The following is a 12,893-nucleotide window of genomic DNA, read 5'->3' as shown; positions in this document are numbered from 1 at the left end:
TCATGGCAAGTATCACATAGCGCACGGAACATGCTTATCTCTCAATAAGAGCGCAGAACTCACTTACTTCTTTTATAAATATCATAGTCTTAACTGACAAGTAAGAAAAAATAGGTTAATAATTGTGCTCCGTGTTTTATGAGCAACAAGCTTCGTTAATAAGAGAAACAGGCCATGGCAGCTACTACCGGCACCAACCCAAGTTATGACGTGTTTATCAGTTATTCGAGTAAAGACGAACGCAGAGCCAGGGAATTAGTCAGTGAACTGGAAGCCAAGGGCTACCGTTGCTGGATCGCGGTCCGGGATTTATTTCACTCGGGGAATGATTACAGCCTGACCATTCCGCGGGTGATTGCCCAGTCCCGTTGTGTATTGTTGTTACTTACCGCTGATGCCAATCAGAGTCGTCATGTGCGTAATGAACTGGATATTGCCTTTGAAAAGCAGATCCCAATCTTCCCCATGAAACTGGATGCCACCGATGGTGCACAGCTTGAATGGTTTCTGCGCAGCTCGCAATGGTTTGACGCAGTGGATGCCAGATTAGACGAGATGGTAGATGCCATCGTTGCCAAACTGGAAAACAAAGAACTGCATGTTTCATTAAAACCTAAGCGCTTCCCTTTTAAAAAGAACATGGTGGGCATGGTTGCGGCGCTGGCCGTGCTGGCTTTTGTGCTGTTCTCAGTGTGGGAATGGTTCTATAAGGCAGGAATGCCAACCCCCATCGCCGACATTCGGGAACTGCAGGCCGACGATTTTGCTGCAACGGTCGAGGAAAGTTACAGCAATGGCCCCGTACTGCTTAGATTGCGGGCAACAGGTATGGGGCTGATGTCCAGCGCTACTGTTGCCAACAAACAATATGAATTTATTTACGAGTTTGACAGCGGGCAGCGAACCGAATCTGTTCAGATGCTGGTATTGGCGCAAACCGAAGTGGACATGGCGTATCCCATACCCAGTGAAGTTACCGTAACCGTACGTGACTTAAATGGCTCCCTCAGCAGTGAACCCATGACCTTTGCTTTACCGCAAATGCAGAAAATGCTGGGGGCAAAGCAGGCCGAAAAAATAGCCAAACGTAAACAGCAATTAGAAGGGCGTTTATCCTGCTATAAGGCACTCGCCTATGCGGCAGGTTTTCCTCTCTGTCAGTTTGGTTCGCTTGGTCAGGGTGAGTCGCTCAAGGCGCTGCAACCTATTATAGAGCGTATTAGTTTTGGCACGAACAAAGACCAATTAACCGACATCCTATATTTAAACCCGTTAAAGACCGAGGGAGAACTGTTGGCGCGGGTTAATGACAAACAGGAACTGCTGGTTCTGCTGCCCAGACAAGCAGAGGAGATTTACTACCGCTTGCATTTTAATGATGGCGAACAAGGCAATATTCATACTTTGAAACCGCAGGGCGCCGCAGTTAAGGTGGTACGCCTGACCAGCCGTGACCCTTCAGCACCAGCGCTGTTTTTATCCAGTGATTTCAATATGCTGAATTATATGCTGGTGCCATTGAGTGGTGCTGATATCAACCACATCAGCTGGAGTGTCTACGCTGGGGTGAACAATGCCATGCAACAAAGTGATGGCTTGTTTTACGCCGACAAGATCACTAAAACGATGCTGGAAGATGTTTCTGAATTAGACCTTATCTATGTGGACGAAAGTGGCAAGTCGAGTCGCTATAGTTACCAGTTGAATCTGGCTCAAACGCAGCAGACTGCGCGAATTGACGCACTGAAGAATAACCCCCAGTCGTTGATTGAATGCCAGCCGAATGAGTGTCACTTCAAGTGGATGAGCGCAGGGCAGAAGGAAATCGATGGTATAGACGATATCTTCATCGGCCTGGATGCGCGTGAGATGTTCTCTATTAGCCATGATGATCTTTCGCCATTGACTGCCCAGATGGAGTCCCGGCGCCAACCTTTGTATGCAGAAGCGCAAGCCAGTGCGGCGGCTAAACCCAGAAGCAGCTTGTCTTTTGGCACCCCGGTGAATACCGGCACTGTTTCGCTGCTGGACCGTTTAGCAAAACCCTCGGCATTCACGGTCAATCCTAACTGGAAAAAGCGAGAGGCAACGCGAACATCACCGATCGTGAAGTTTTCTTGGCCAGTAGGGCCTTTGTTTATTCAGTTGAAATGGATAGATGGATCTCTGTCTGACACTGTCGTTTATAAGGTTCCTTACCAGTAATGAAGCATCGTATGCCCTTGTTGATTGGTGTTAGCGGCCACCGCAATGCCCTGCTGCGGGATAGCAATGGCAATGCCGATGAAAGTCTGATCGTTCAGGCTATTATAACTGCACTAAAGCACTGGCGGGCACAGGTTGGGGAGCAGACCCCCATCTGGCTGCTGACCGGCATGGCGAGCGGACCGGATTTACTCGCCATTGATGCTGTCGAAGCCTTGATGGAAGGGGAGCCTGACTGGTATACCGGTAACTGCGATGTGATCCCGGTTCTGCCTATGCCCGAGGAGTACTTTAGGGCCGATTTCGCAGGTACTGAACCGGCCTGGCAAACCAAGTTTGATTATTACCTGAACAAATACCAGCACAATCTGATCGTTACCACGGCAAATATGTCTGATGAGGAACGGCTTAGTGCCTATACCGACCTTAACTATGGCGAAAGCCGCAGTCAGCTATACCTTAACCAGGGCGCATTTTTAAGCCGTTACAGCAATGTATTGCTGACGCTGTGGGATGGCCAAGATAGCGATAGCGTTGGCGGCACTGCTGATGTGGTTAAGTTTAAGTGCGGCATGCCCGGCGTTTGCACCGACAAGGTTCACCCTGGTTTGCAACCCGTTGGCTATTTTGATGGCCTGCAGGGTGGGGTGCTGCAACATATTCTGGTGGAGCGCACAGCAGAAAACTCTGCTGAGCATCTGACTGCTGGTTTTCAACGCCTCGCCCCGGATGCCCCAGAGCAGGCAACGGTTTACCTCTGTCATAGTCACCCGTCTGCGCAATCGTCACCGTTATCTTCGAGCCTGAGTGAGGAGTTTGTGGCGCTGGTGCGACAACTGAAGCAGTTTAATGCTGAACCAATGCAAGGCGATTGTAGCGACGACGCGCTGCTCGGTGAGGGGCTGGCCGGGCGCTGTGCTATTTTCTCCAAGGCCGATAAGGTGGCGCTCAAGGCGCAAAGCCGCTATAGAGCGCAGCTGTTGCTCTTTATGGTGTTTGCCTTCTTAGGTCTGCTGGCCTACGAAACCGTGTCTAACCTGCTCAATACCCTTAGCGGGCTCATTATCATAGGCGCAGTACTAGTGGTGGTAGGCGTGACGTTTTTTATTATCCTTGGGGCCAAAATGGCCAGGCTGAAATGGCGCTATCAGCTCAATCGTATGGTGGCCGAATCCCTGCGCTTACGCGGCTACCTGAATCTTGCTGATGTGCCACCGTCTTTACCGCCCATGCTGCCGCGGCGCTATCGCAGCAGTTTTCCGCTGGTTAGTCAGGCCAATGCACTGGGCGAGATGGTCTGGTGGCAAGATCGCCAGACATTCCAGAACGGCTACCAGGGCAACCTTGAACGGGTGAAAGAGCAGTGGATAGGGGGGCAAATTCGCTATCTGGACAGCAAACTGAAAACCACTCGTGAAAGCAAAATACGCTGGATTAACAAACAGCCGAAATTGGCGATGCAGACCTTCAATCGCATGTCTTACCAATTGCTTATCGCTGCGGTAATGCTGGGTGTAATGATGTGGCTGGTGCATGGCTGGCTGTTGTGGCAGTACCCGCTGGATAACTTTGCCGGCAACGTTAACCGCTGTGAGCTTAATCAACTGTCTAACGGCTTTTTGCCCTGGTTATGGTGCGAATGGGACACCGGGGTGATGTTGGCCGTGCAGTTTTTAGTGATGCTGGGTGGTGTTATTGCCCTGTGGGTGGAACTGGCCAACTACCGTTTCGCCAGCGCGGGGTTCGCGCATATGCAGGTATTTTATAAGCGGGCGCAGTTTTTATTGGCCCAAAGCCTGACTAAAGCACAAACCGATAAACTGCTGACGGAACTCGCCAACGAAGCCATGCAGGAGCATGCGGAGTGGAATTTGTCGGAGGCCGAAAGCGATTTGGCAAGACGTTAGCGGTGACTTAGGGCTGTTTATCTTTCGTTTAAAGCGGGCTCATCTTTCTGACGAGCCCATAGGCGCTCAGAAGTACTTTAACCAGCGAATATCTCTGCGCCTTTGTTTCAGACGACCAAACCAGCGCGTGGCAAAGTAAAGTGGAAAGATCAGGGCAAAAAACATCATCCACAGCTGCCACAGGTGCTCAAACCCGTATTGATTACCGTAGTTACGGCCAAATATGCGAATGCACAACAAGTAACTGATACCGATGCAGTAAAGATGGAGGATATAGAAAAACATTGGCGCACTGCCAAAGTCTACCAATGGCTGGAGGATACGCCTGTCCTGCCAACGTTCTAAACAGGCCAGAACGATCAGGCCGACCCCCAGGGTGAAGGCGATGAAAAGCAGTGAGGGTGGGTATTTTGTCAGGGCCAGAAAGCTCATTATCGTGATGCTGGCATGTTCACCCGTAAACCAGGGGGCGTCGCCATAGACATTGAGCGCGCGAATCATCGCAAAGGCGGCAAGTAACGCCAGCCCTAGTTTGATTAGCCGTGTTTGGCGATCTGATGGGATGACCTCTGGCTTAAACCAGCCGCCGAGGAGATAACCCAGCAGCATGACCGACGGCCAGGGCAGGAGAGGGTAACTGGTGCGCGCGCTCAGGGTATCGGTGATCTGCAACCAATCCCGCTGATGTAAGATAGCCCATAAGGTATGCATGCCGTGGTCCGGAGTAAGAACGATAGCATCCAGCAGGTTGTGGCCCGTGATCCCGGCTATCACCACCAACCATTGTGCGGGGCTAGGCAGATAAATCAGGCCGGCCATGATGACCATACTCAGGCCAATAACCCAGATAACCTGTAAATAAAGCTTGCTGGGTGGAACAGAACCCGTCCAGGCAATACTGATTAGGGTGATTTCCAGGAGTATAAGTAGCAGTCCGCGTTTGAAGAGGAAATGGGCCACCTGCTGTTTGTTGTGATTAAGGCCGTACAGATAAGCCGATATACCGGTTAGCAATACAAACACCGGGGCGCACAGTGAACTGAGCAGGCGCAGAATGAATTGTTCTGGCTCTGTCGTCAATGCATCGACAGGATCGCTGATGTTGAGGTGATTAAAGAAAATGTCACGGATGTGGTCAATCAACATTATCACTATCACCAGACCACGCAGGGCGTCAATGCTGGCCAATCGTCTTTTAGCCTGATGTTGAACGGCGATATTACTGGTTGTTTGCCCGAAGGGCACAGACGTCGTTGTCATGCTCAATCCTCAACCGTGGCGGCAGTGACGCCACGGTTTTAGTCTGGTTATAAATAGTAGGATACTGATACCTGGATCCGGCGAGGCTCGCCCGGTTGTACCCACATCTGTGTGTATGAATTGGTAAAGTGTTTGCGATCAAACAAGTTGTGGATCTGGGCTTTAACCTGCCAACGATCTGTTATGTCATACTCTGCAAACAGATTGGCAATGACATAAGATGGCAGATAGAAATCAGACCCACGTTGGCCCAGGCGCTCGTCAACGTATTGCAGACCGGTGCCCACCGTCAGCGGGCGCCCTGAAACTCTGTAATATTGACTCAGTTGCAAACTGGCTGCGTGGTCGGGAATATTCAGAAGGTCGTCACCCGCTTTTATCCCAACATACAGGCCGGTATCGATGGAGTCCTTTTCTACCTGTGCATCCAGATAGGTGTATGAGAACCAGACATTAATGTCGGCGGGGAGTTGACCTGCGATATCCAGCTCAACCCCTTTACTGCTGGCTTTACCAATGGCAGAGTCAAAGCCAGGATGTTCGATATCTGCAACAATGATATTAGTTTGTTCACTGTCAAAATACGCCAGCGTCACCTCAAGGTCATTGTCGAACAATGACCACTTACTGCCGATCTCGCTTGATTCGCTCTGGTTCGGCTCAAACCCTTGGCCCTGATGATCGGTGCCAAAGTTCAAACGGTAACCTTCACCGTAAGTGGAATAAACAGACCAGTTATCAGAAACCATATAGACCAGACCTAACTGTGGGCTGAAGTGTTGTTCTGATTGTTTGGCGGATTGCTGACTCAGCCTGTCGTCTGTGGTTTGTCGCAGCCAATCAAATCGACCGCCAACACGCAGTTGCAGCTTATCTGTCAGCGTTATCTGATCCTGCAGATATATCCCCGTTGCCCATTGATTCTGCTGGCGCACAGTGACTGGAGAGGGCGTTGGCGGAGTAAACTGACCGTAAACCGGGTTGTGGATGTTCAGAGCATATAACTGCTCGTCGCTTGGCATGGTAGATAAACTGGGTGCTCGGGCCACCCGATAATCGCGGTCGAATTCGAATCTGTCGTAATCAATACCCAACATGATGTTGTGAACTACAGAGCCTGTGCTGAGTTCACCGCTCAATTCCACCCGCCCTACATATTGATCGGTATCGTAGGCCCGCTGACGATGCTGACGGGTTAGTGTCTTACCGTCGTAGTAAAGTTTTTGACGACTGGGAGAAACGTCGGCGTCACTGGACAAACTGTCAAGCTCAGTCTGCCTGAAGGCAAGTCCGGAGCTTAACCGCCAGTTATCATTGAACGCATATTGCCATTGAATCTGATGCCCATGAACCTCAGTGGTGGTTGGCCCGTCGCCGGGTTCACCAAGGAAACGTTCAATCGGCATAAAATCAAAGTTGCCCTGTAATGCGATAATTCCGCGATCAAAGGGAATTTCCTGTTTGGCGTATTCCAGTTCGTAGCTCCATGTGGAGCGGTCACTGTGATCATAGCGAAATGCAGCTAAAACGCCGTGCTTCTCTATTTCCAGCGTATCCCGGAAACTGTCTTCTTCCTGATAAAAGCCGACAAGGCGTCCAGCAATCTGCTCCGACAAAGCGCCATTTACATCGCCTTCAACGCGTCTTTGCTGACGACTGCCGAGCGTCAGGGTCAGTTCACTGGCAGACTCATAAGACGGCTTTTTGGTGATCAGGTTAATGGAGCCGCCTGGCTCACCGCGGCCGAACAGCGCAGCCTTTGGGCCTTTGAGAACTTCTACCCGCTCTATACCTGAAACATCTCTTGGACCTGAAAAGCCGCGCCCCGCATTGAAGCCGTTTACCAGATAACCACTGGGGACATCTTCATCGCCAAAAAAGCCACGGATCGCAAAACTATCCCAAAGTCCACCCAGACTGTTTTGTCTGGTAACAGACGAAGACAGATCCAGTACCTGAGTTAATCCCTGGGCACCAGTGCTGTCGATAAGTTGTGAATTGATTTCAAAAATCGCTTCGGGAGACTTCAGATAGTCAAAGTCGCCCCGGTAGGCTTCCCTTTGCCCCCGGACTTCCAGGGTTTCAACAGCTGACAGGGAGTCTGCTTGTGCGGTAAATGTTGAGAAAATGGCCAACGAAAGCACACTTAAACGGCAAGCGTGAATGGTTTTCGGCATGTTTAGTCCTTTGGGTGTGTGATGTTATAACATATTTGCGGCGCACTATACTACCAACGCTTGGTCCTGTTAAGGGGAATCAGGCAAACAGGGTAATCAAAATTTTAAACGCAGAAGGATGCGCTTGAATTCGATAAGACTAAGTCATAACTTTTTGATTTTACGATCTGTTGTCGCAGAAATTCACAACGGCTGGTTTTAGGGGCCGCTCAGCATGAACTGTGGCCTTAATGCGCAGTCCCTGTTACCCCGGCAATCTGCCGCAGCCACACGGATTCAGCCATGACCTGCTCGGTACTGGTAACGTGGTCGAGCCAGGTCTTGCCAATCAGGTGATCGTATTCGTGCAGGAAAATGCGCGCCAGAAAGCCCGTAAATTCGATTTGGCATGGATTGCCGTTGATGTCCTGGTAACTTAACTCCACTTGGTCCGGACGCTGGATAAAACCGCGCAGTGCTGGTACCGACAAGCAGCCTTCCCATTCCCACACCCAGTTTTCTGACTGACTGATTATGCGTGGGTTAATTAACAGCAGCGGTTCCATTTGTGGCGCATTGGGGTAGCGGGGGCTGGGCCGGGAGGCGACGAACATAATGGCGCGACCATCAAATACCTGCGGGGCGGCGATACCTACACCATTAGCATCCAGCATGGTTTTCAGCAGGCCTTCGGTAAAGTTTTTCAATTCAATAGTGCCAAAAGCATCTGCAGGCACTTCATGGGCCTGCTGCTTTAGTACCGATTCGCCAATCTGGGCAATATGCATGTTGTATTCCTGGTGACACTGCAATGGTTTAATGCCTAAGCTTTTTTACCTGGACACGTTGCCATTAAAACGTTGCAATAACAAGGCTGTCACTAGGCCTGCAGCACGGCGTTGTGATTAGAAGGGACTTAATTTTAACAAAAACTATACTTGAAAGATCAACAGTCCCCAAGTTGCCAGTTGCCTAATAAACTGTTTAAAAGACGTTATTTGCTATCTTATGATCAGTACAGAAACGAAAAAGCCCTCAATAAAGGTTAAGACACTTAGCGACCTTGCCCGGTTAGCTGACTATTCATTGCTGGATACGCTGAGCCCGGATCCGGATGCAACTGAATCGGGTCAGGACCATCAGCCAAGACAGGTTGTTTGTGGTCATTATGTTCCGGTAACGCCGACGCCTATCGAAAATCCTAAGTATGTTGCACATAGCAAAGGGCTTTTTCGGGAGCTGGGGTTTGACCAGGGGTTGGCGCAGACCGAGGGCTTTAGGCAACTGTTTTCGGGCGACATTTCACAGGTTCCTGCCCCCATGCGCAAAGTAGGCTGGGCTACCGGTTATGCGTTGTCAATTTACGGTACTGAATATACCCAGCAATGCCCGTTCCAGACCGGCAATGGCTATGGCGATGGCCGCGCCATTTCGGTACTTGAAGCGGTTATCAATGGCAGGCGCTGGGAGATGCAATTAAAAGGCGCGGGGCGCACACCATATTGTCGGGGCGCAGACGGGCGTGCCGTGCTGCGCTCCAGTGTCAGAGAGTTTCTGGCGCAAGAACATATGCATGCCCTAGGTGTACCTACATCACGTTCACTCAGTCTGTTTGCTTCGCAGTCCGAAATTGTCCGGCGTCCCTGGTATCTGGAAGGCTCTGATGCAATAGATCCAGAGGTGATAGTGCCTAACTTTGTAGCTATTGCAACGCGGGTGGCACCGTCTTTTTTGCGGGTAGGCCAGTTAGAGCTGTTTGCGCGCAGAGCACGCAACAACCAGCATGCCAATGCTTTGCAAGAACTGCAGGCCATTGTTCAGCATTTAATTAAACGTGAGTACAGCGATGAGGTTGATAGCCGCCAGCCGAATGCGCAGCAGATCCTGCAGTTGGCGACGGCCTTTCGTGATCGTTTAACATCTTTGGTCGCAGACTGGATCCGGGTCGGGTACTGCCAGGGCAACTTCAATAGTGATAATTGCGCTGCCGGTGGCTTTACCCTGGACTATGGGCCTTTTGGCTTCTGCGAGCTGTTTGAACCTGGGTATCAACCCTGGACTGGCGGTGGACGGCACTTCTCCTTTCTTAATCAGCCCCTGGCTGCACAGAAGAATTTCGACATGTTCTGCCGGGCATTGGCACCTTTACTTTCCCTGCAACCAGCAAAGCTGCAAGCACTGGACGAGATTGGCAGCGGATTTGCCAAGGTTATGGCAGAGAAAATGGAAAAAATGTGGGCGTCCAAGCTGGGGCTGAACGTCTTTGATGCAGAGTTGGTGATATCGCTGTTGCAGCTAATGGTACAAACTTCTGTTGATTACACGATTTTATTTCGTGAGCTGTCGAACATTCCAACAGACCTTTCTGGCCTGAGTAAAAGCTTCTACACACCGCTAAGCAATGATTTACGCAGGCAATGGCTGCGGTGGCTGCAAAACTGGCGTAAACAGCTTGAAAGAAGCGGTTCTGCTGAAGCCATATCGGCAAAGATGAAACAAGTTAATCCCAAGTATAGCTGGCGTGAGTGGCTGGTTGTTCCCGCATACCAACAAGCGGAAAAAGGCGACTTTAGGCTGATTGAGGAACTACAGGAAGTTTTAACCAACCCGTACGACGGGCAATCCTCTGAAATCGATGAAAAATATTATCGCCTGCGGCCTATGGCGTTATTCAATGCAGGTGGTATATCCCATTACAGTTGCTCGTCCTGATAGCAAGTTACTGGCAGTTTGGGCTAAGTCCGCCTTAAGCCTTGCAGCCCTTTTTGCACAATTTTACCGCCCGGGTTGCAGGTTTTGATCTTTAATTTTGTTATGTTATAACATATTTTTATGATCGCGACCAAAGGTCATCAATGACTTCAAGAACCTAAGCGGGGGAAAACGTCGTGAAGCAAACCGCCTCTGACAATGTTAGGAGAAAATATGTCATCGCCGCTTATGCCAGCCAGTTTTACTCAGTGGCAGCACTGCATTGTCAACGAGTGCGGTATTGTGCTTGACAAAGCTTTTATAGAAGCGCGTATTCAAGCGATGGAAAACCGCAGTATGGAGCACACAAAGCAGTTTGTTCGTTTATATGGAGAAGCGCATTATGCCCGCGTTTTGCAATGGTTTTATCAGGCCAGGGAGGAACTGAAATGAACACAATCACCAGTAAGGAAGAGCTGCTGGCAGCCCCTGATGAAGACTATATGAACGAAGCTCAGTTAGCGTATTTTCATGCTCTGTTAGTCGAGCTGAAAAACAAAACCATGCAGCACATAGAAGAGATGAAGATATCGCTTAGTCAGCCACCGGAAATAAACGATGATGTCGATCGCGCCCAGTACGAGGAAGAGTCAAGACTGTCTCTGCGGATTCTGGACAGAGAGCGAAAGTTATTGCCCAAAATTGATAAATCACTTAGGCGCATAAGCGATAAAACCTATGGCTATTGCCTGGAAAGCGGCGAGCCCATCGGCATCCAGCGCCTTTTAATCAGGCCGGTTTCTGAATACTGCGCAGATGTAAAACAAATTAATGAGGGTCGGGAACAGCACTATTTTTCTGGCCGGAAATAACGTGCGCTAGTGTGCTTTCCAGCCCTTGAACCTTGATAGAAATCACTCAAACTCTGACTACCACTATATAAAACGTCACATCCGGAGATGCAAATGCCAAGCGCCAAATTATGGCAACCCTGTGTTGCTGTTCTGTTCTTTATAAGTTGCGTTGCCAATGCAACCAGTATCACCTTTTCTGATACTGCACGCAGTAGCACCTTTGCTCGCGTGCTGTTTCAACATAGCGACCAATCTGACGATCTGTCTGGCCAGTTGGATAAAAACACCCTGGTGCAGCTGCAAACAGCCATCGGGATTAAAGAGTTTAAGGGCGAGCACAATACCGAGGTGCAACTGCTGGCATCGCAGGGTGGCGAAACGCAGCAATTAGTTGTGGTAGGTCTGGGCCCCGTGGACAAACTGGATCGCGCCCAAGCGGTCATGGTAGGTGGAAAGATTGCACAGATGTTTACTAACAAGGATGTGCAAAAAGTTGACATTGTTGTTAAGGGGGTCAGCGCCAGGCTTGATAACAGTCTGCTCGCCGCCAATATTGCCCACGGTATATCGCTGGGATCTTATCGTTTTAATCGCTATCGCAAAGACGCAACGCCTCCTAACAATGACTTTCACATCATAGTGGATTCCGAGCAGGAGGCTCGCAGGCACTACAAGCAGCTTCGCGCCCTGGAAAAGGGAGTTTTTCTGGCACGCGACCTAGTGAATACCAACGCAGCACAGCTCACGCCTGCTACCTTTGTCGAAGCCGCACAACAGGCTCTAAAAGGCTTGGACGTCGACCTGGAGATATTCAGCAGTGAAAAAATCAGAGAGATGAATATGGGGCTGCTTTATGCGGTTGGTCAGGGCAGTGTCCCTGGTGCTCGTATGGTAGTGGCGCATTATAAAGGCAGCAACGACAAGCCCATTGCTTTGGTAGGCAAAGGTGTCACCTTCGATACCGGCGGATACAACATCAAAACTCATGAAAGTATCGCCAGAATGAAGGGCGATATGGCAGGCGCGGCTGCGGTACTCGGAGCCATCAGAACCCTGGCCGAGCAAAAGGCGAAAGTCAACGTCATTGCAGTGATGCCTTTGGCAGAGAACATAGTGTCAGAAACTGCATTGCTGCCCGGCGACATAATTACCTCGATGTCAGGTAAGTCAGTGGAAATCATCAATACCGACGCTGAAGGGCGATTGATTCTGGCCGACGCAATGTGGCATGTGCAGGAGAAATATAAGCCTGAGATTGTGCTGGATATAGCCACCTTAACCGGCTCAAAAATACGGGCGGTAGGTGACAGGTTCGCAGCGCTATTCAGTGATGATGAAGAGCTGATCAGACAATTAACTGCCTCAGGTGAGGCCGTCAACGAACCTCTTTGGCGCTTACCTTTGGCTTACGGCGACATGCTGGAAAGCACCTTGGCAGACACTGCAAATATTGGTTCCGGTGGCCCTGGCGCATCTACTGCAGCCATGTTTCTGAAGCAATTTGTGCAAGCAGAAACACGTTGGGCGCATATCGATATGGCGGGTAACGAAAGCGTCAAAAAAACCAGTAACGAAGTGCCCGCTGGTGGCGTTGGGTTTGGTGTTCGGCTGCTTGTTGAGTGGCTGTCTACCCGCTAGGGGCTAAGCTGCAAAAAGGCGATGGTTTGCCATTGATGTCGAATACCAGTGAGTTTGTAACGGAACACAGTGAGCTGGTTTTGTTTTAAGCATGGCCTTTGCGTAAACAGGATTAACCTTAAATAGCCTTACGCAGAATTTTAAAGTATCAATGCTGTTTTTAACTTTGTGCTGGCGGGGAG

9 protein-coding genes are annotated in these 12,893 nt (G+C 50.1%); 6 read left to right on the top strand and 3 right to left on the bottom strand.

The annotated features are described in order from the left end of the window. Nucleotides 1–174 precede the first annotated feature (174 nt). On the top strand, nt 175–2,205 hold the full coding sequence (locus tag CSR04_RS01045; protein ID WP_102794374.1) for a toll/interleukin-1 receptor domain-containing protein: 2,031 nt from the start codon (nt 175–177) through the stop codon (nt 2,203–2,205). After that, nucleotides 2,205–4,112 (top strand): hypothetical protein, encoded by a 1,908-nt coding sequence (locus CSR04_RS01040; protein WP_102794373.1) that lies wholly within the window; start codon nt 2,205–2,207, stop codon nt 4,110–4,112. Before CSR04_RS01045 ends, CSR04_RS01040 begins: the two co-directional genes overlap by 1 nt. 66 nt (nt 4,113–4,178) lie before the next feature. Here CSR04_RS01040 and CSR04_RS01035 read toward each other — a convergent pair whose 3' ends face one another. From CSR04_RS01035 to def, 3 genes are all read right to left on the bottom strand, one after another. Further along, a complete protein-coding gene (locus CSR04_RS01035) occupies nt 4,179–5,372 on the bottom strand; it encodes an acetyltransferase domain-containing protein (RefSeq protein WP_102794372.1) in 1,194 nt (397 codons plus the stop codon). 47 nt (nt 5,373–5,419) lie between these two features. Continuing rightward, nucleotides 5,420–7,549 carry a TonB-dependent siderophore receptor gene (locus CSR04_RS01030; RefSeq protein WP_102794371.1) on the bottom strand — a complete coding sequence of 710 codons (2,130 nt, stop codon included), beginning with the start codon at nt 7,547–7,549 and terminating at the stop codon, nt 5,420–5,422. 227 nt (nt 7,550–7,776) lie between these two features. Further along, entirely contained in the window at nt 7,777–8,316 is a 540-nt protein-coding gene (def, locus tag CSR04_RS01025) for a peptide deformylase (protein WP_102794370.1), read from the bottom strand. Between the two features lie 220 nt (nt 8,317–8,536). On the opposite strand from def, the gene CSR04_RS01020 reads away from it, so the two are divergent. The 4 genes from CSR04_RS01020 (at nt 8,537) to CSR04_RS01005 (ending at nt 12,711) form a co-directional block, all read left to right on the top strand. Further along, nucleotides 8,537–10,240: a protein adenylyltransferase SelO gene (locus tag CSR04_RS01020; protein ID WP_102794369.1), complete on the top strand. Its 1,704-nt coding sequence runs from the start codon at nt 8,537–8,539 to the stop codon at nt 10,238–10,240. 213 nt (nt 10,241–10,453) lie between these two features. Beyond that, entirely contained in the window at nt 10,454–10,672 is a 219-nt protein-coding gene (locus tag CSR04_RS01015; protein WP_102794368.1) for a hypothetical protein, read from the top strand. Next, nucleotides 10,669–11,091: a TraR/DksA C4-type zinc finger protein gene (locus tag CSR04_RS01010; RefSeq protein ID WP_102794367.1), complete on the top strand. Its 423-nt coding sequence runs from the start codon at nt 10,669–10,671 to the stop codon at nt 11,089–11,091. The genes CSR04_RS01015 and CSR04_RS01010 overlap by 4 nt, the downstream gene beginning before the upstream one ends. A 93-nt stretch (nt 11,092–11,184) precedes the next feature. Next, complete coding sequence (locus CSR04_RS01005; RefSeq protein ID WP_172449197.1) at nt 11,185–12,711, top strand: leucyl aminopeptidase family protein; 1,527 nt, start codon at nt 11,185–11,187, stop codon at nt 12,709–12,711. The last annotated feature ends 182 nt before the right edge of the window (nt 12,712–12,893 follow it).

Source organism: Bowmanella denitrificans, from assembly GCF_002887595.1.
Taxonomy (GTDB): Bacteria; Pseudomonadota; Gammaproteobacteria; order Enterobacterales; family Alteromonadaceae; genus Bowmanella; species Bowmanella denitrificans.
Note: the sequence above shows the minus strand (reverse complement) of the source record. Positions and strands in the feature narration are given on the sequence as shown.